This window comes from Microcella humidisoli (genome assembly GCF_024362325.1).
GTDB classification, from domain to species: domain Bacteria; phylum Actinomycetota; class Actinomycetes; order Actinomycetales; family Microbacteriaceae; genus Microcella; species Microcella humidisoli.
Window position 1 is genome coordinate 2,621,258 of record NZ_CP101497.1, and the last position, 17,104, is coordinate 2,638,361.

Annotated in this window: 21 protein-coding genes; 7 read left to right on the plus strand and 14 right to left on the minus strand. The window is 69.0% G+C overall.

Features of this window, described 5'->3' with window-relative positions; genetic code table 11:
- Positions 1-13: 13 nt before the first annotated feature.
- The 4 genes from NNL39_RS12815 to NNL39_RS12830 are packed head-to-tail and all read right to left on the minus strand — an operon-like array spanning position 14 to position 4,454.
- Entirely contained in the window at positions 14-895 is an 882-nt protein-coding gene (locus NNL39_RS12815) for an aldehyde dehydrogenase family protein (protein WP_255159657.1), read from the minus strand.
- Entirely contained in the window at positions 892-2,430 is a 1,539-nt protein-coding gene (locus NNL39_RS12820) for an aldehyde dehydrogenase family protein (protein ID WP_255159658.1), read from the minus strand. Before NNL39_RS12820 ends, NNL39_RS12815 begins: the two co-directional genes overlap by 4 nt.
- Positions 2,431-2,433: 3 nt before the next feature.
- Positions 2,434-3,447: a deoxyribose-phosphate aldolase gene (gene deoC, locus NNL39_RS12825; RefSeq protein WP_255159659.1), complete on the minus strand. Its 1,014-nt coding sequence runs from the start codon at positions 3,445-3,447 to the stop codon at positions 2,434-2,436.
- Positions 3,444-4,454 (minus strand): sugar-binding transcriptional regulator, encoded by a 1,011-nt coding sequence (locus NNL39_RS12830; RefSeq protein WP_255159660.1) that lies wholly within the window; start codon positions 4,452-4,454, stop codon positions 3,444-3,446. Before NNL39_RS12830 ends, deoC begins: the two co-directional genes overlap by 4 nt.
- Positions 4,455-4,660: 206 nt before the next feature.
- On the opposite strand from NNL39_RS12830, the gene NNL39_RS12835 reads away from it, so the two are divergent.
- A complete protein-coding gene (locus tag NNL39_RS12835; protein WP_255159661.1) occupies positions 4,661-5,590 on the plus strand; it encodes an ROK family protein in 930 nt (309 codons plus the stop codon).
- On the opposite strand, the gene NNL39_RS12840 is transcribed toward NNL39_RS12835, so the two are convergent.
- The gene (locus tag NNL39_RS12840) at positions 5,587-6,849 is read right to left on the minus strand and encodes an MFS transporter (protein WP_255159662.1); all 1,263 of its coding nucleotides are present in this window, start codon (positions 6,847-6,849) and stop codon (positions 5,587-5,589) included. The genes NNL39_RS12835 and NNL39_RS12840 overlap by 4 nt on opposite strands.
- A 62-nt stretch (positions 6,850-6,911) precedes the next feature.
- Here NNL39_RS12840 and NNL39_RS12845 point away from each other — a divergent pair, with 62 nt between their 5' ends.
- A complete protein-coding gene (locus NNL39_RS12845; protein ID WP_255159663.1) occupies positions 6,912-7,568 on the plus strand; it encodes a hypothetical protein in 657 nt (218 codons plus the stop codon).
- A gap of 53 nt (positions 7,569-7,621) precedes the next feature.
- Complete coding sequence (locus tag NNL39_RS12850; protein WP_255159664.1) at positions 7,622-7,894, plus strand: hypothetical protein; 273 nt, start codon at positions 7,622-7,624, stop codon at positions 7,892-7,894.
- Positions 7,895-7,901: 7 nt separating this feature from the next.
- Here the strand turns inward: NNL39_RS12850 and NNL39_RS12855 are convergent, their stop codons facing one another.
- From NNL39_RS12855 to NNL39_RS12870, 4 genes are read right to left on the minus strand one after another with little or no spacing between them, the layout of a single operon-like run.
- Positions 7,902-9,281, minus strand: a complete 1,380-nt coding sequence (locus tag NNL39_RS12855) for a flavin monoamine oxidase family protein (RefSeq protein WP_255159665.1) — start codon at positions 9,279-9,281, stop codon at positions 7,902-7,904.
- Positions 9,278-10,222 (minus strand): bifunctional riboflavin kinase/FAD synthetase, encoded by a 945-nt coding sequence (locus NNL39_RS12860; RefSeq protein ID WP_255159666.1) that lies wholly within the window; start codon positions 10,220-10,222, stop codon positions 9,278-9,280. Before NNL39_RS12860 ends, NNL39_RS12855 begins: the two co-directional genes overlap by 4 nt.
- Positions 10,219-10,647, minus strand: a complete 429-nt coding sequence (locus NNL39_RS12865; RefSeq protein ID WP_255159667.1) for a hypothetical protein — start codon at positions 10,645-10,647, stop codon at positions 10,219-10,221. Before NNL39_RS12865 ends, NNL39_RS12860 begins: the two co-directional genes overlap by 4 nt.
- A gap of 15 nt (positions 10,648-10,662) precedes the next feature.
- Positions 10,663-11,346, minus strand: a complete 684-nt coding sequence (locus NNL39_RS12870; RefSeq protein WP_255159668.1) for a DUF1990 family protein — start codon at positions 11,344-11,346, stop codon at positions 10,663-10,665.
- A gap of 80 nt (positions 11,347-11,426) precedes the next feature.
- Here NNL39_RS12870 and NNL39_RS12875 point away from each other — a divergent pair, with 80 nt between their 5' ends.
- Positions 11,427-11,603: a hypothetical protein gene (locus NNL39_RS12875; protein ID WP_255159669.1), complete on the plus strand. Its 177-nt coding sequence runs from the start codon at positions 11,427-11,429 to the stop codon at positions 11,601-11,603.
- 222 nt (positions 11,604-11,825) lie between these two features.
- Here NNL39_RS12875 and NNL39_RS12880 read toward each other — a convergent pair whose 3' ends face one another.
- The 5 genes from NNL39_RS12880 to NNL39_RS12900 form a co-directional block, all read right to left on the minus strand.
- Positions 11,826-12,326, minus strand: coding sequence for a heme-degrading domain-containing protein (locus NNL39_RS12880; protein WP_255159670.1), 501 nt, complete (start codon positions 12,324-12,326; stop codon positions 11,826-11,828).
- A 4-nt stretch (positions 12,327-12,330) separates the two neighbouring features.
- Positions 12,331-12,855: a DUF1990 family protein gene (locus tag NNL39_RS12885; RefSeq protein WP_255159671.1), complete on the minus strand. Its 525-nt coding sequence runs from the start codon at positions 12,853-12,855 to the stop codon at positions 12,331-12,333.
- A gap of 69 nt (positions 12,856-12,924) precedes the next feature.
- The gene (locus NNL39_RS12890) at positions 12,925-13,254 is read right to left on the minus strand and encodes a hypothetical protein (RefSeq protein ID WP_255159672.1); all 330 of its coding nucleotides are present in this window, start codon (positions 13,252-13,254) and stop codon (positions 12,925-12,927) included.
- A 127-nt stretch (positions 13,255-13,381) separates the two neighbouring features.
- On the minus strand, positions 13,382-13,831 hold the full coding sequence (locus NNL39_RS12895; protein ID WP_255160958.1) for a T6SS immunity protein Tdi1 domain-containing protein: 450 nt from the start codon (positions 13,829-13,831) through the stop codon (positions 13,382-13,384).
- Between the two features lie 94 nt (positions 13,832-13,925).
- Positions 13,926-14,489 (minus strand): recombinase family protein, encoded by a 564-nt coding sequence (locus NNL39_RS12900; protein WP_255159673.1) that lies wholly within the window; start codon positions 14,487-14,489, stop codon positions 13,926-13,928.
- A gap of 232 nt (positions 14,490-14,721) precedes the next feature.
- Between NNL39_RS12900 and NNL39_RS12905 the strand changes: the two genes are divergently transcribed.
- The 3 genes from NNL39_RS12905 to NNL39_RS12915 all read left to right on the plus strand — a co-directional run bounded on the left by NNL39_RS12905 (position 14,722) and on the right by NNL39_RS12915 (position 17,078).
- Positions 14,722-15,186 carry a GNAT family N-acetyltransferase gene (locus NNL39_RS12905; protein ID WP_255160959.1) on the plus strand — a complete coding sequence of 155 codons (465 nt, stop codon included), beginning with the start codon at positions 14,722-14,724 and terminating at the stop codon, positions 15,184-15,186.
- Between the two features lie 129 nt (positions 15,187-15,315).
- Positions 15,316-16,092 carry an aminoglycoside 3'-phosphotransferase gene (locus NNL39_RS12910; protein WP_255159674.1) on the plus strand — a complete coding sequence of 259 codons (777 nt, stop codon included), beginning with the start codon at positions 15,316-15,318 and terminating at the stop codon, positions 16,090-16,092.
- Between the two features lie 227 nt (positions 16,093-16,319).
- A complete protein-coding gene (locus tag NNL39_RS12915) occupies positions 16,320-17,078 on the plus strand; it encodes a class I SAM-dependent methyltransferase (RefSeq protein ID WP_255159675.1) in 759 nt (252 codons plus the stop codon).
- The last annotated feature ends 26 nt before the right edge of the window (positions 17,079-17,104 follow it).

Genomic DNA, 17,104 nt, shown 5'->3' on the forward strand with positions numbered 1-17,104 from the left:
GAGTGTCGAGCGGCTAGAGCATCGACTTGGTGTGCCAGACCGTCTTCGTCTCGACGAAGGCCGTGATGCGCTCGAGCGCCGGGCGCGGGATGCCCGCCACGGGTGCCACGACGCGCTTGAGCGTCTCGGCCGCCGCCAGCTGCAGGTCGACCCAAGTCTCGCCCTTCGCCCCGTCGATCGAGCCGGCCCCGGTGAGGTCGAGCGCGTTGACGTCGGCGTGCGATGCCAGCCACGGCATGATCTCCGCCGGCGAGCCGGTGAGCATGTTGATAACGCCCCCGGGCACGTCCGAGGTCGCGAGCACCTCGCTGAGCGAGATCGCCGAGAGCGGCGCGCGCTCGTCGGCCACGACCACGACGGTGTTGCCGCTCACGACGATCGGCGCGAGCACCGACACGAGGCCGAGCAGCGAGCCGCCCGTCACGCCCTGCGGCGCGACCGCGGCGACAACGCCCGTCGGCTCGGGCACCGAGAGGTTGAAGTAGGGGCCCGACACCGGGTTGGCGTTGCCGGCCACCTGCGCGTACTTGTCGGCCCAGCCCGCGTACCAGACCCACACGTCGATCGCGAGATCGACCTGCGCGCCCGCCTCGGCGGCGGTGACACCCTCCGACGACTGGATCTCGTCGACGAACTGCGCGCGACGCCCCTCGAGCAGCTCGGCGATGCGGTAGATCACCTGGCCGCGGTTGTAGGCCGTGGCGCCGACCCAGCCGCCGACCGCGGCGCGCGCGGCGACTACGGCATCGCGGGCGTCCTTGCGCGAGGCCTGCGCGGCGTTCGCGAGGAACGCCCCATCGGCCGCGACGACCTCGTAGGTGCGGCCGCTCTCGCTGCGCGGAAACGTGCCGCCGATGTAGAGCTTGTACGTCTTGGGCACGGTGAGCCGGCTCACTTCGCGACCGCCTTCCGGGTCTTCGCGGGCTTTCGGGCGGCGCGCGCGCCGTCGGTCGGGGCACTGGATGCTGCGCTCAACGATGCCGGAGCATCCCACCCGCTCGCCTCGAGGTAGGCGGCGAGCCCGTGGCGGCCGCCCTCGCGGCCGTAGCCCGACTCCTTGTAGCCGCCGAACGGCGACGCGGGGTCGAAGCGGTTGAACGTGTTCGCCCACACGACGCCCGCGCGCAGCTGGTCGACGAGGGCGAGCATGCGGCTGCCCTTCTCGGTCCAGATTCCGGCCGAGAGGCCGTAGGGCGTGTTGTTCGCCTTCGTGATCGCCTCGGCGGGCGTGCGGAACGTCAGCACCGAGAGCACGGGGCCGAAGATCTCTTCCCGCGCGATCGCGTGCGCGGCGCTCACCTTGGTGAAGATCGTCGGCGCGAACCAGAAGCCCTTGTCGGGGATGCGGCAGTCGGCCGTCCAGCGCTCGGCGCCCTCGTTCTCGCCCGTGTCGCTGAGCGTGCGGATGCGTTCGAGCTGCGCGGCCGAGTTGATCGCTCCGATGTCGGTGTTCTTGTCGAGCGGGTCGCCCATGCGCAGCGTCGAGAGCCGCTGCTTGAGGCGATCGATGACCTCGTCGTGCACGTTCTCCTGCACGAGCAGGCGCGAGCCCGCGCAGCACACGTGGCCCTGGTTGAAGAAGATGCCGTTGACGATGCCTTCGATCGCCTGATCCATCGGCGCATCGTCGAAGACGATGTTGGCGGCCTTGCCGCCGAGCTCGAGCGTGAGGCGCTTCTGGGTTCCGGCGACTTGGCGCGCGATCATGCGGCCGACGTTCGTCGAGCCCGTGAAGGCGACCTTGTTGACGTCGGCGTGCGTCACGAGCGCCTGGCCGGTCGGGCCGGGGCCCGTGACGATGTTGACGACGCCCGCGGGCAGGTCGGCCTGCTGCAGGATCTCGGCGAACAGCATGGCCGTGAGCGACGTGGTCTCGGCGGGCTTGATGACGACGGTGTTGCCGGCGGCCAATGCCGGGGCGATCTTCCACGCGAGCATGAGCAGCGGGAAGTTCCACGGAATCACCTGCGCGGCCACACCAAGCGCGCGCGGGTTCGGACCGAGGCCGGCGTGCTCGAGCTTGTCGGCCCAGCCGGCGTAGTAGAAGAACCACGCGGCGACGAGCGGCACGTCGACATCGCGCGTCTCGCGAATCGGCTTGCCGTTGTCGAGGCTCTCGGCCACGGCGAGCTCGCGCGAGCGCTCCTGCACGAGCCGCGCGATGCGGAACAGGTACTTGCCGCGGTCGCTGCCCGACATGCGCGACCACACGCGGTCGTAGGCGCGACGCGCCGCCGCGACCGCGACATCCACATCACCGGCGGTGGCCTGCGCGATGCTCGCGATAACCTCCTCCGTCGCGGGCGAGATCGTGTCGAACACGTCGCCGTGCCCGTCGACGAACTCGCCATCGATGAAGAGGCCGTACTGGGCCTTGAGGTTCAGGATCGACGCCGACTCCGGCGCCGCTGCGTATTCGAGAAAGGCCATGATCTAGTCCACCGTCACGTAGTCGGGGCCACTGTAGTGACCGGTTCGCATCTTCTGGCGCTGCAGCAGCACGTCGTTGACGAGGCTCGAGGCGCCGAAGCGCCACAGCTGGGGGGTGAGCCACTCTTCGCCCACGGTCTCGGCGACCGTGACGAGGTAGCGCACGGCGTCCTTCGAGGCGCGGATGCCGCCGGCGGGCTTCATGCCGATCTTCTCGCCGGTCAGGCGGTGCCAGTCGCGGATGACCTCGAGCATGAGCAGGGTGACGGGCAGCGTGGCCGCGGGGCTCACCTTGCCCGTCGAGGTCTTGATGAAGTCGGCTCCGGCGAGAATCGCGAGCCAGGAGGCGCGCTTGACGTTGTCGTACGTCTGCAGCTCGCCCGTCTCGAGGATCACCTTGAGGTGCGCGTGGCTGCCGTCGGGGCGGATGCAGGCCTCGCGCACGGCGACGATCTGGTCGAAGACGACCCCGTACTGCCCGCTGAGGAACGCCCCGCGGTCGATGACCATGTCGATCTCGTCGGCGCCCGCCGCGACCGCCTCGCGCGTGTCGGCGAGCTTGATGGCGAGGCTCGCGCGCCCCGAGGGGAAGGCCGTCGCGACCGCGGCGACCTGGATGCCCTCGGTGCCGCCCGCGGCGTGCCGGCTGCCGAGCGCCTCGACCGCGTAGGGCACCATGTCGCCGTAGACGCAGACGGCGGCGACGCTCGGCGTCGTCGGGTCGCTCGCGTCGGGCGTGATCGCCTTCGCGACGAGCGAGCGCACCTTGCCGGGAGTGTCGGCGCCCTCGAGCGTCGTCAGGTCGCACGTGCGGATGATGGTGTCGAGCGCCCAGGCCTTCGAGCTCGTCTTGATCGAACGGGTGCTCAGGCCCGCAGCGCGCTGCTCGAGACCGACGGCGTCGACCCCCGTGAGCCCGTCGAGGTGCAGACGCAGAGCCGTCTCGGTGAGGTCGCCGCCGAGCAGGCGCACGGCGCGCTCCGCCGGCGCGATGCCGACGGGATGGGTGATGGTCATGAGGCGTCCTCTCGGGATGCTGTGGTGGCGGAATCGAGGTCGTGGTCGTGGTCGAGCTCGGCGAGCAGGGCGCGCGCCGTGTGCTCGTCGGTGACGAGCACCGAGCAGAGTCCGTGGGTGACGATGGCGCGGGCGACGGCGTGCTTGGGCTCACCGCCGATGACGAGAATGCTCGTGGTCGCGGCGCGCAGCTCTTCGAGTCCGAGGCCGAGCGTGCGAGCATCCAGTTCAGGGTCGGCGATCGTGCCGTCGGCCGTGATGTACCGGCCGATCACATCGCCCACGGCACCGCGCTCGACGAGCCCGGCGATGTCGGTCGAGGTGAGGTAGCCGCTGTCGACGTGCACCGAGCTCGTGTCGGCGACTCCCGCGCTGTAGAGGTAGGCCGAGGCGCCGCGTGCCATGCCGAGCACGCCGCCGACCGTGCGGTCGCCCTCGATGGCCTTCTTGGTCTCGAGGCGCTCGAGAATCGCCGGGCTCGGCAGCAGCGTCGCCTGGCCGCCCGCCTTCTGGGCGATCATGACGGCGGTCGCGGCGGCCGTGCCGGGGCGCTTGCTGAGGCTGACGCCGCCATTGATCTGCACGACGTTCACCGCGGTGGCCCAGCCGGCGGGCAGGGCTTCGGCGACCTGGTGCAGCGTGCGACCCCAGCTGACGCCGAGCAGGCGCGGCACCGGGCGATGGCTCACGAGGTAGTCGGCGGCGGCCTCGCTCACGCGCGCCTGCAGCTCGGCGTCATCGCCCGGAGCGGGCACGACGACGGCGTCTTTGAGGCCGAAGCGGGCGGTCAGGTCGCGCTCCAGGGCGAGGCGACGAGCGCGCGGGTGCACGATCTCGATGCGGATGATGCCCCGCTCGCGGGCCTGGGCGAGCAGCCGGCCGACTTTCCAGCGCGTGACGCGCAGGATCGCGCCGATCTCGTCTTGCGTCTTGTTCTCTTCGTAGTAGAGCTCGGCGGCGCGCACGGCGAGCAGCTCGGTGGCTGCGGCGGTATCGGCGGGCGCCATGGGGCTCGTCCTTCCGGGTCGGCGTGCAGGGCTGCTGCCCCCAGGCTAGGCGCGTGGGCGCGCACTCACCAACATTTGTTGGCGCATCTGCTCACATGAGCACAGCGCGGCAGGATGCTGCTCGCGCGCGTGGGTACGCTGGGCATGACCGCCGAGCGGTCGCCCACCACGCTCCGGCTCCGCCGGCTTCTCGCGGAAGGACTCCCGTGACCGACTACGCCCTCGCCGTCGACCTCGGCGGCACCAAGGTCGAAGCGGCCCTCGTCGATTCGAGCGGCACGCTGCTCGACGGCTCGCGCCACCGCCGCCCCACCGGTGCATCGTCGACGAGCGAGCAGCTCGCCGCCGCCGTGACCGCAGCGGTGCAGGATGCCCTCGCGGCGCTCCCCGAGGGCGCGACCCTGCTCGGCGCGGGCATCGGCAGCGCGGGCCCGATCGCGGGTACGACGGGCGACGTCTCGCCCCTGAACCTCGGAGCCTGGCGCAACTACCCCCTCGGCGATCTCGTGGGGCAGCAGGTGCCCGACCTGCCCGTCACCCTGCGCATGGACGGCATCTGCATCGCCCTCGCCGAGGTGTGGCTGGGCGCCGCCCAGGGCGAGAGCAACGTCATGGGCATGATCGTGTCGACGGGTGTCGGCGGCGGTCTCATTCTCGGGGGCCGCGTCATCGCGGGCCCCTCCGGCAACGCCGGGCACATCGGCCACGTCGCCGTCGCCGGGTTCGACGACCCCTGCGCATGCGGGGCGCGCGGCTGCCTCGAAGCGATCGCCTCGGGCCCGCGCACGGTCGCCTGGGCGCGCGACCACGGCTTCGGGGGCGAGACCGGCGAGCAGCTCGCCGCGGCCGCCGCGGGGGGCGACGCTACCGCGCGCGCGGCGATCGAGCGCTCCGCCACCGCGGTCGGCCGGGCTATCGCGAGCGCGAGCGCGCTCGTCGACCTCGATGTCGTCGCGATCGGCGGCGGCTTCAGCCACGTGAGCGACGACTACATCGCCCTCGTCGGGGCGGCGGTCGCGGGCCACAGCGACTTCGGCTTCGTCACGAAGACGCGCGTCGTCGCCTCGGGGCTCAGCGGCGAGGGCCCGCTCGTCGGGGCCGCCGCGCTCGTGCACCGCGCCGAGCTGCTCGGCTAGGGCTCTGCTCGCCCGACGACCGAGGCAGGCTCACGACCCAGTTCGTCGTCGACCATGCCGCGGCGGCCGAGCAGCGGCACGGCGACGAGGTTGCCGAACGCGAGCACGAGCAGCACCGCGAGCGCGAGCGTCCACGAGCCCGTCGTATCGCGCAGGGCGCCGAGCAGCAGGGGGGCGATCGCGGCGATCGCATAACCGACCGTCTGCACCGCACCGCTGACCGTGCTGGCCATCGCGGGCGTGCGCGTGCGCAGCGCGAACAGCGCCAGGCACATCGGGAACGTGATGTAGCCGAGGCCGAGCGCGATCATCCAGAACAGCGTCGCCGACTGCGGAGCCAGCAGCAGGCCCGCGTAGGCCGTGCCGAAGAGCGCCGTCGAGGCGACGAGCAGCGGCGTCGGCGTGCGCAGGCGCGCGACGAGCACCGGCCCGAGTGCCGCGAGTGGCAGGCCGAGGAATCCGAGCAGGGCGAGCAGGGCGCCCGCCTCCGCCTCGCCGACCCCCGCGATCTCGCGCAGCATCGGGGGCAGCAGGGCGTACCCGGCGTAGGCCGAGATGCTCGAGATCGTGAACGGGATGGCGATGCCCCACACCGTCGGCGACCGCAGCAGAGCGGTTCGAGACACGCGGGCGGTCGGCACCGGAATGCCGTCGTCGCGGGCGATCGCCGCTCGGCGCGCGCGTACTGCGCCGACCGCCAGCGCGATCCACGGCAGCACGGCGATGCCGACGAACGCCGCCCAGATGGCGAGCGAGAGCCGCCAGTCGCCGAGCTCGGCGAGCGGCACGGCGACGAGGGGCGGCACGGCGGCACCGATCGACATGATCATCGCGTAGGCCGCGGTCATGGTTCCGATGCGGTTCGGCGTGACCTTCTTCACGGCGGCGGGCAGCAGCACGTTGCCGAACCCGGCGCCGAGCAGCAGCACGAGCGTGCCGATGAGCAGCATCGTGTAGTCGACGGCCGCAGCACGCACGAGGTGCCCGGCGATCATGGCGATCATCGCGAGCAGCAGCGTCGGCTCGAGTTGCAGTCGGCGGGCGAGCCGGGGCGCGAGCACGCCCGCGAGGGCGAACGCGATGGGCGGAGCCGTTCCGAGGGCGCCGAGCGCGAGCGCACTGAGCGGAATGTCGACGTCGATGCGCCCCGCGAGCGGCGAGAGCGCGGCGACCGGTAGGCGCATCGTGGCGGCGATCAGCACGATGGCGACGACCCCGAGCACGAGCTGCGATCGGCGTCTCGAGGGGTCGTCGGTCACTCGGCCATCCTAGGTCGCACCCGCGCGCTGACAGCCGGCGCGCGGCGACCTAGGCTGACCCCGTGACCGACTGGGCCCGCTTCCTGCCGTTGAGCAGCCGCGACCGCGCCGACGATGCGGGCGTCAGCCGCGACCGCTCCCCCGCTGTGGCGGGCCTGCTCACGGCGATCGCCGCGGTGCTGGATGCCCGACCCGAGCTGCTCACCGCCCCCACACTGCGCCCCGAGGTCACGGTCGAGGCGGCCGTGCGCGAGCTGCTGAGCGAGCTCGGCGCGCCGTGGTGGCGCCGCTGGGCTCGAGGAGTCGGTGCGCTCGAGTCGCCCCGCCCCGAGGTCGCGGCGCTCGCAAGCGGAGCCCTCGTGAGCGTTCTGCGCACGCGGGCGGCGGACCTGGCGGGGCCCGAGCGCCGGGCGAGCATCCACGATCTGCGCACCGCTGTCGTGCTCGCCCTCGAGCTGAACGCCGCGCACGGTGCCGCGATCGTCGTCGACCCGTTGCTGTGCGGCGCCGTCGCGCTCGACCTCGCCCTGCGCTCGCGGCTGCCCGAGCGGGCGGTCGTCACGGCCCGCTCGCTCGTCGCGACCGACGCCGATTGGCGCGTCGGTCGCGGGCCCGAGCTGCCGGCTCCGGGCGCGGCGATCGTGCTCTTCCTCGCCGGGCGCGCGGATGTGCCGCCCGAGTCGACGCCGGCTCTGCCGCTCGACGATTCGTCGACCTAGGCTGAGCACATCGCGGGCACACGGCCCGGCGGCAGAGTCAAGGGAGAGCGCGCATGGCGCAGAACGACGGTTTCGATCTCGGCGACATCGGTGACGTGGTCGGCGACCTGATCAGCGGCAAGGGCTTCGACCTCGCCGCGCTGCAGCCCCTCTGGGAGCAGATTCAGCCGACCCTGAAGGGTCTCGACACCGATCAGATTCTCGACACCGTCGGCGGCTGGGCGAAAGACCTCGACCTTCCGCTCATCAAAGACATTCCCGACTCGACGATCGACGACCTCAAGGACGGCGCCAAGGTGCCGCTCAAGAACCTGCTGCAGGGCTGAGGCGCGGTCAGGCGCCGAGGTCGCCGAGAACGTTCTCGGCGGCCCGGCGGCCCGACAAGAGGGCACCGTGCACCGTCGACGGATGCTCACGCGAGGTCGCCTCGCCCGCAAGGTGCAGGCGGCCGCCGACGGGTGCCGCGAGGTCATCGCGCATCGCCGGGTCGGAGCCCACCGCGGCGAACGAGTAGGAGCCGCGCGCGAACTCGTCCGCCCCCCAGCGCGTGACGAGCGCATCGACGGGGTCGGGCGCGCCCGGGTAGGCGCTGCGCAGGGTGCGGAGGGCGCTCGCCAGGGCCTGCTCGTCCGTCATCACGTCGACGCGCCGACCCAGATCGCCTGCCGCGAAGCCGAGCAGCACGGGCACGCCCCCGGCACGGCCGACCGTGACCCAGTCGACCCACGGGTCGGCGCCCTCGGGCGGCACGATGCCGATCCAGTCGACCGAGTCGTCCCAGAACACCTCGTCGAACTGGAGAAAGACCTTGTTGAGCACGCCCATGCCGAGGGCGTCGATCGCAGTCTGGTGAGATTCGGGCAGGGGCGGGTCGACGACGATCGCGCCCGCCTGCAGCACGCCGAGCGGCACGGTGATGACGACCGCGTCGGCCTCGACCGTCTCGGCGGTGGTCTCGACGGCAACCCCGTCGGCGCCCCACCTCACGGCCGTGACGACGGTGCTCAGCCGAACATCGAGACCGTCGGCGAGCAGTTCGGGCACCTGCGCGTAGCCGCCCTCGATCATGACGTCGCCTCCGCCGTACTCTCCGGCGTCGTCGAACCACCACGCCGACAGCTGATCGATCGACCCCGCGTACTCGTTCTCGATCGCGCTCGCGGCGAGATAGCGAATGAGCCGGGCCTCGTCCGCGGCCGCTCCGCGCACGGCATCGTCGACGACGAGCCGCAGCGGCTGGTCCACGTCGGCGTCATAGCCCGCCTCGACGGCGGCATCGAGCCGTGCCCCGGCGCGCGAGAGCGCGGCGTCGTCGACGAGCCCGCTCGCGGTCGCGGCATCGAACCCGATCGACGAGGCGACGTCGGTCTCGATGAGCCCCAGACCCGCCTCGTCGACGAGCTCGGCGACGGGGTTGCCGTCGACGCCGTGGATCCAGGAGGCTCCGAGGTCGAGCGCGAAACCCTCGCGCACGAGTGTGGCGGTCCGGCCGCCAATACGGTCGCGCGCGTCGAGCACGATGACCTCGGCGCCCGCGCGGTGCAGATCCCGGGCGGCCGCGAGCCCCGCCACGCCCGCCCCCACCACGACGACGGTGAGGCCCTCGCCGCGGGTGCTCGACGCCCCGCCGAACGGCGTGCACGCGGCGAGAGCGGCCGCGGCGGTCGAACCCACGGCCACGGCCCCGAACTGACGGCGAGTGAGTCCGCTCACACCGGTGCGGGCAGGCCCAGAATCTCGCGGATGCGCAGCTCGTCGCGGCCCATCTGCTCGGCCAGGGCATCCGCCGACGCGAACTTGTGCATCGAGCGGATGTAGGCGACGAACTCGAGCTCGACGGTCTTTCCGTAGAGGTCGAGGTGCACGTCGATCGCGTGGGCCTCGACGGTCTTCTCGGGCACGTCGCCGAACGTCGGGTTGTTGCCGATCGAGACGGCGGCGCCGTAACGCTGGCCGTCGACGTGCAGCCAGCAGGCGTAGACGCCGTCGGCGGGGATGCATCCTTCGGCGTCGCGCGCGAGGTTCGCGGTCGGGTAGCCGAGCTCGCGGCCGCGCTGGTGGCCGGGAACAACGAGCGAGCGGATGCGGTGCGGCCGGCCGAGCGCCTCGGTCGCCTCGTCGAGGCGGCCGGTCTCGAGCAGGGTGCGGATGCCCGTGGACGACACGCGCGTGCCGTCCTGCTCGCAGACATCGTCGACGAGCGCGACGCCGAAGCCCGCGCGCTCACCCGCGGCCCGCAGGCTCTCGACCGTGCCGGCACCGCGCGCGCCGTAGCGGAAGTCGCTGCCGACGAGTACGCGCTCGGCGTGCAGGCCGCGCACGAGCACTCGGTCGACGAACTCGTCGGCGGTGAGGGCGGCGAAGTCGGGCGTGAAGGGCAGCACGACGACGAGGTCGACCCCGGCGTCGACAAGGGCTTCGGTCTTCTGGGCGACGCTCAGCAGCGTTTCGGGCGCACTCTCCGGGTGCAGCACGGCGGCCGGGTGCCGGTCGAAGGTCACGACGACGGTGCGGCGGCCCTCCGCCTCGGCGGTGAGCTGCTCGAGCACGGCCCGATGGCCGCGGTGCACGCCGTCGAACTTGCCGATCGTGACGGCGCTCGGCCGTGCATCGTGCGGCAGGTTCTCGAGGCCGTGTACGACGGAGCCGGTCACGCGAGCACCTCCGGCGCTGCAGACCGTGCCTGGCTGACGCGGCGCAGCCACAGCAGCCCGAGCACGGGAAGCACGAGGGGGATGAAGGCGTAGCCGCGGCCGAACTGGCTCCAGACGGTGTCGTCGGGGAACAGGGCGGGGTCGATGATGCTGAGGGTGCCGACGATGAGTACACCCGCGAGCTCGAAGGCGATGGCGATGACGGCGACGCGGAACCACACGGCTCCGCGGGCGACGAGCGCGACAGTCGCGAGCACGTAGACGGCCGCGGCGATCGCCGAGAGCGCATACGCAACGGGGGCCTCGTCGAACTTGGTGGCGATCTGGTACGCCGATCGGCCGATCGCGGCCAGGGCAAGAATGCCGTACACGGCGATCAGCACGCGGCCGATGCCGGCACTCGTCGGGCGGGGTTCGTCGCTCATCGTGCTCAGCCTAAGTCAGGCTTGCTGGGTGGGAATCGCGCCCATGAGGGCGCGCAGAAACCGGCGGGCGATGAGGATGCGCGCAAGCAGCAGCCCGGGCAGCAGGGGCCATCCCCACCAGGCGGCGGGCCGCGCGAAGCTGCGCACCGTGAGCCACACGGAGCCGTCGTCCGTCTGCTCGAGCGTGAACGCCTCTTCGCCCGAGAACGGATGCCCGGGCAGGGTGCCGACCGCGTACATGACGCGCTGCGCGGCCTGCTCGAGCAGCACGACGCGACAGGGCAACGGCAGCCACAGGGACTCGCCGACCTCGAGCCCCACGACGACGATGTCTCCGGGGCGCAGGTGCCGCGCGCCGCTGGAGGTGTAGACCTCGTCAGCTGCCCCCACCTGCGCGGCCTCGACCGGTTCGCCCGCCGTGTCGTACTCGACGTGGTGGTAGGTGAGCTCCGCATCCCCTGCCGTCACGGGGGTGATGCGCACGCCCATGCCGGCGCCGCGGTAGACCCCACCGGTGAGCAGCTCGTCGACCGCGTAGTGCCAGCGCTCGTCGCCGTGGCCGATGCGGCCGCGCTGCTCGAGCGGGCGGTACCCCTGCGGCGGGTACTGCAGCAGGTCAGGCGCCTGCGTCGCCCCGACGGCCGCGTACGTCACCGGCTGCTGCTGGCGGTCGCGGTCGCGAGAGGAGTCGGCGGTCACGCATCCCAGCGTACGGCGCAGTACCGTGGGGAAATGCCCCGAGACATCAGCCCCGTAGCGCTGACGTCGACGATGTCGACATGGTCGCTCGCGAGCCACATCGTCTGCTCTCCGCCGTGCTGAGCGTGCGAAACGGACGCCTGACCGAGCTCGACTGCGTGTCGCAGGGCCGGTTGGCCTTCTTCCCCCCAGGCCTGGCTGAGATCTCCGGCTGGGTGATGACCGCCGAGCCCGTGGCGAGCACCCGCGAACCATGATCCGCGGCTGACGTCACCGTCGACCCATCGAGGAATTCGCCGTGCCGAGCGGGACCACCGCCCCCCGACTCCCGAATGGAAGGAAGGTGAGGAGCAGAGTCGACCGGAACTCCTTCACTTCGGGAACGTTTCGGGCGAAGCACCCCTCGATTGCCGCCCGGGATGGCGCTGTACGGTGCCGTCGAGCGGCGACTCACGAGCGCAGCGTCGAGCTGTCGCCCGCTAGACGCCGAGGTGCTCGCTCAGCGCTTCGACGATGAGCGCGTGGTCGATCTCGTGCGGCAGGCCCGACACGGCGATCGTGCCGACGACGCCGACGCCGCGGATGGCGAGCGGGAACCCGCCGCCGTGTCCGGAGAACTGCATCGGGTCCATCCAGGGGGCCGCCTCAAGCGTGTGGTTGTCGAGAATGGGAAAGCGGAGGCCGACGAGGTAGCTCGACGCACCGAACTCCCGCACCGTGCGCTTCTTGCGCTCGATCCACACGTCGTTGTGCGCCGAGGTGCCGGGCAGGGCGCAGTGGAACAGCCGCTGCTCGCCCAGCGCGATGTCGATCGTGATCGCCTGGCCCCGCTCGAGGGCGCGCTCGCGCAGGCGTGCGCCGAGCATCCACGCGTGCTCGTGCGTGAACTCGGTGAACTGCAGGCGCTCCTCCTGCGCGACGACCTCGGCGATGAGGGCGTCGAGCGCGGCACGGTCGGCGGGCGAGAGGTCTGTCGTCATGCGCTCAGTGTGCCCCACGCGCGAGGGCGCGCAGGTACCGGCGCGTGTAGATCGCCTGCACGAGGCGCAGCACCGGTGCCCCGAGCATCCAGATGCCGGGAGCCGGCCTCGAAAAACCGTGCACCGCGGCGCGCACCACGCCGGCGTTGTCGATCGTCACGAGAAACGCTTCTTCTCCGCGCTCCGGATGCCCGGGCAGGGTTCCGTAGACGAACCCCCGCCGCGACGGCTCGTCGACGATCGCGAGAACGCGCGTGCGCGCCGTCACCGGCACGATGCCGAGCAGCGGAATCGTCAGCGTCACGTCATCGCCGACAACAACCCGCGGCGTGTTGACACGGATGCCCGCCCCGCGCTGCATCCCCCACTCGAGCACCTCGGCCGAGGCCGACGCCCACCGCTCGGCTCCCGCGCCGATCACGGCCTCGTGTCGAAACACTCGGAACCCCGCGGGCACACGGTGCGGCTCGAGGTTCAGGCTGCCGCCGTGCGGCGCGTAGGTCAGCGCGGGTCGCGCCACAGCATCCACCGCCTCGGCCCTACTTCTTCTCTTTCGACTTCTCGACGTCGCCTGAAGTCAAGTTGAGGCTATGAACAGTCACGGCGCGACATGTTCATCGAGCAGGAACCACACGTCCATCCGCCATCGTTCGTCAATCAGATTGAGGGTTTGCCCGACCGTTGACGGGTCGAGCAACGAGGGCCAGTCGAGGCTGCTCAAGACATCGCTGGGAAGACCAAGTCCCTCGAACTCCCGCTCCACGTCAATGTCCGGGTCTCGCGAGGTGATGCGCTCAAACTCTGCGTCTTCGACCTGGCGAAGGGCCTCTATCCACAGTTCTTGCTCTGCAGGCGAGCACTGTTCCATGAACGCGACAGCAGACTCAAGCCCGGGAATTGAATCAGGCGGCACCGACACGGTATGCACAACTCCGTCTGACGAAATCCACATAGGGCAGAGCATGCCAGATACCAGCAGCGCTACTTTTTGTCCTTCTTGGCCGACTCCGTGTCGCCTGAAGTCAAATTGAGGCTATGAAAGTCGCGACAACCCGTCATGTGATGTTGATTCCAGCAATCGGCGTGCCGGGCGGCAGATTCCGGGTCTGCTCGTGAATTTGTCCGTAGAGGTTCACTGACACAACCATGTCGGACACCTCCACGTTGTCAGCGGAAAGCGGGCCCCCGAGCATTGGCGGCACAGTGAAAGACAGAATCTCGTCTTCACCGGGATGGAGGTTGAGACCGGTTGCGGCGGTGGCCAGCTCAACCATCAAGTAATTGTCTTGTCCATCCCGAGTGTTGAGGGCGGCCTGAAGCTCCGCACCTGAGGACCAGTCGCGAGTAAGGTTCCCGCCCACAATGTCGAGGAACCACCATCCGTCCTCTGACTCAAAGAAGATGTCACCAAACGGAGAACTCAAGGAAGGCTTCTTCCCCGCCAGGTCGAGAAACGCCCATGATTCGAGCGCACGTGCGTACTGCTCCCCGGTGAACCGTCGCATCAACTCCACGAGTTGAGGATACTTACTTCTTATCCTTTTTTGCGGACTCCGTGTCCCCTGAGAGTCAAATGGGGCAATGAACGAGGTGTAGTGGTCAAAGCCTCTGGAGCGCTCGGTACAGCGTCGCCGGGCTGACCTTCACCATCTCAGCGACCTCGGCGCGCGTGTAGTCACCACTGGCTACCAGCTTACGTATGCGCTCCTGTGTCTTGTCATCGATCTTCGAAGGTCGACCGCCGACCCTGCCCTTGGCTTTCGCAGCAAGGAGGCCAGCGCGAGTGCGCTCCACAATTGTGTCGCGCTCAAGTTGGGCGAAGGCGGTCATGATGGTCAACATTGCCTCGCCCATGGGACCGGAGGTGCTGATGCCCTCGGTGAGGCTTCGAAAGGTTGCGCCTTTCGCCTTGATGGTGGCGATGAGATCGAGCACGTTGCGAGTGTTGCGCCCGAGTCGATCGAGCTTCCAGACCACGACTTCGTCGCCCTCGTCCAGACGGTCGAGGAGAGCGTCCAGACGCGGGCGGCTGGCGAGAGTGCCAGAAACACCTTCATCGGCATAAACGTACTTCTCAGCAATGCCAGCAGCGGCGAGCGCATCACGCTGAAGGGCCGCATTCTGGTCGTTGGTGCTGGTGCGGATGTACGCGAAGGTTGTCATCGCTCTAGTATCGCATAACTCAACTCTCATATCGAGGGGAATTGCGATATAGTTTTGAGAGTCCTTTCGGTATCTGATGTCTTGAGTCGCGTGTCTCTCACTGGACCATCCTTTTCGAGACATCTGCCTCGAGGTTCTCCGTCGCTCCGGAGAGGTTAGGGATGAGTTCCTGCGTCTAGTTGGGTGATCGTGGAGCTAGCAGCGCGGTTACCCTCGGCTCATGGAGACTGATATGAGTTTGGTGGTTAGGCCCCGTAGGCCTGCTGATGTGCTTGAGGTGGTCAGTTGGATCGCAAGTGCAAAGGTTCTCTACTCTTTCTCCGGTGCGCGTCTGCAGTGGCCGCTCACGTCCATTCAGCTGGAGAACTTGACGCACACGGAAGGGCTCTCTCCTTTCGTTGTCGTCGGCTCAGCAGACCGGCTCGTCGGGCATTTTGATCTCAGAGTGGATGAGCGAGTGGCTTGGTTGGGCAGGGTTGCAGTGAAGCCGGAATTCCAGGGCCGCGGACTGGCGATCGAAGTGGTCAATGCCGCTCTCGTGCAGGCCCAAGAGCTGGGCGCAGACGCTGTTCGACTGCGTGTCATTGCGACGAACGAACCGGCAATCCGCACGTATCTTCGCGCAGGTTTCGCAACTGGCTTGCCCGATCCAGAGCGCCCCAGCGTGCTCTTGATGGAACGTAGTCTGCTTCGCTAAAGAATCCACCACGCTGCCTGGTCGAGTCTGTCACTAAGGAGCACTCCCGAAACCCAGGCGGTATTTCTGCGGTCATCAGACCCAGACCGTTACCCCTACTTTGCGTAGTCTCCTTCGTTAAGCTGAACTGTGGCACCGACGCGGAAGAATCCTGAGGATGCGGCTCGGTTGCTCCCGGGGAGCGGGTGGGAAAAGGTTGCGTCCGGGGAATCTGACACCGACGTCTATCGACGCGACGCTGTGTACGCGAAGGTGTGTGCCGCCGATGGGACGGTGGGCCTGGCGGAAGAGCGCGACCGGGTCCGATGGCTTGCTGAAACGGACTTCCCGGGCGCCAGGGTCCTCGATTGGATAGACAGCCAACATGGCGCCGTCCTGGTGACCTCGGCTGTGTCTGGAGTTCCGGGTTGGCAGCTCCCCTGCTCTCCGACGCTGATGGGGAATCTAGCCGCTGCGCTTCGCTCGTTTCACGAGCTGCCCGTCGAGGGATGTCCCTTCGAACGCCGACTGGAGGATGTCCTCGGACAGGTAGAGGACGTTGTCCGGCGCGGAGCAGTAAACCCCGACTTCCTCAGCCTCGAATGGCAACAGGTACCACCGGCGGAGCTGCTGTCACGTCTGCAAACCTCGGTGCCTGCCGTTCAAGACCTCGTGGTGTGCCATGGTGATGCCACTCTGGCGAACTTTCTGTTCGATCCTCAAACGTTGGCGTTCACCGGTGCCGTTGACGTGGGGCACCTCGGCGTAGCAGATCGATACTCCGACCTGGCGCTGACCGCGGCGCAGGTCGTCAACCATGGATGGTCGCCCAGTTCAGTCAGTTTCCTGACGATGTATGGGCTAGACGACGCCGATGACGAGCGGCTCGTGTTCTACCTTCTCCTGGATGCGATGAGCTGGGGATGAATTCCGGCCCTGGCAGCAGCGCTCTCCTCAGGCACTTGCCGTACAGCAGCGAGCTCGCCTGAAATCGCTGTAGCAGCCTGAAGTGTCTGCCTGGATTGTGACGGCTTTGAAGAGTGGACATTCCGCCGAAAAGGTAAGGCGCTTCCCCCTCAATGGTCGCTCTGACCGCAGTTCTCGCACATAGTGCGTAATCGGGTACGACACATCTAATCGCTACGATCGCCAATATGGTCATCGATCGCGCCGTGGTCGAGCGGGCGTTTGACGGTCGTGCGCACACGTACGACTTGGGCGAAATGCATCGACGACTAGCCGAGTCGGTTGCTTCCTTCGTGGACCTAGATGGCGTCCGCGACGTCCTCGACGTCGCGACCGGTACAGGCTTACTCCTTCGTGCTCTTCCTCCTGACGGGCTCCGGTTTAGTGGCACCGACATATCCCAACGAATGCTCGACGAAGCGGTGGCTCACCTACCGGCCGCGAGCTTCCGCCGCGCAGAAGCGTCGCAGTTGCCCTTTGCGGATGCGAGCTTCGACCTCGTGACGTGCGTCTCGGCGATGCCCTACTTGGACCCGCTCGCATCCTTCGCGGAGTGGCGGCGGTTGATCCGTCCCGCGGGTCGGATCGTGATCACTGCCTGGGAGACGGACGGCATTCCCTCCGCCGTGCTCCTGCGCACAGCCGCCCAAGAGCATGGAATCGCACTTCAAGATCCAAACGCGGCGACCGGCTCCCTGGCCGAGCTCGAGGGCATCGCTAAAGGTGCCGACCTGCGAATTCTTCGCTGCAACCGATGGAGTTATCTGGCGCAGGCGCCCGACGCGGCGGAGATGGTGAACCAGATCGCACCATTCGGTCGGACCGCGCTGAACGATGCCAGCCCGGAAGTGCGTCGCGCCGTAGAGCGCACCCTTGGCGAACTCATCAGCGAAACCCGCAGCTTCGAGCAGCACTCCTTGTTTGTGGAGCTCTCCGTCGCCCGATAAGTGCGTTCAACCCGCCGTCTAGGGCG

Bases quoted from the DNA above. Each gene is read 5' to 3' on its own strand.
- NNL39_RS12820 (WP_255159658.1), bottom strand. From the start codon at position 2,430: ATGGCCTTTCTCGAATACGCAGCGGCGCCGGAGTCGGCGTCGATCCTG.
- deoC (WP_255159659.1), bottom strand. From the start codon at position 3,447: ATGACCATCACCCATCCCGTCGGCATCGCGCCGGCGGAGCGCGCCGTG.
- NNL39_RS12830 (WP_255159660.1), bottom strand. From the start codon at position 4,454: ATGGCGCCCGCCGATACCGCCGCAGCCACCGAGCTGCTCGCCGTGCGC.
- NNL39_RS12850 (WP_255159664.1), top strand. From the start codon at position 7,622: ATGGCGCAGAACGACGGTTTCGATCTCGGCGACATCGGTGACGTGGTC.
- NNL39_RS12865 (WP_255159667.1), bottom strand. From the start codon at position 10,647: ATGAGCGACGAACCCCGCCCGACGAGTGCCGGCATCGGCCGCGTGCTG.
- NNL39_RS12875 (WP_255159669.1), top strand. From the start codon at position 11,427: ATGGTCGCTCGCGAGCCACATCGTCTGCTCTCCGCCGTGCTGAGCGTG.
- NNL39_RS12880 (WP_255159670.1), bottom strand. From the start codon at position 12,326: ATGACGACAGACCTCTCGCCCGCCGACCGTGCCGCGCTCGACGCCCTC.
- NNL39_RS12895 (WP_255160958.1), bottom strand. From the start codon at position 13,831: ATGCGACGGTTCACCGGGGAGCAGTACGCACGTGCGCTCGAATCATGG.
- NNL39_RS12900 (WP_255159673.1), bottom strand. From the start codon at position 14,489: ATGACAACCTTCGCGTACATCCGCACCAGCACCAACGACCAGAATGCG.
- NNL39_RS12905 (WP_255160959.1), top strand. From the start codon at position 14,722: ATGAGTTTGGTGGTTAGGCCCCGTAGGCCTGCTGATGTGCTTGAGGTG.
- NNL39_RS12915 (WP_255159675.1), top strand. From the start codon at position 16,320: ATGGTCATCGATCGCGCCGTGGTCGAGCGGGCGTTTGACGGTCGTGCG.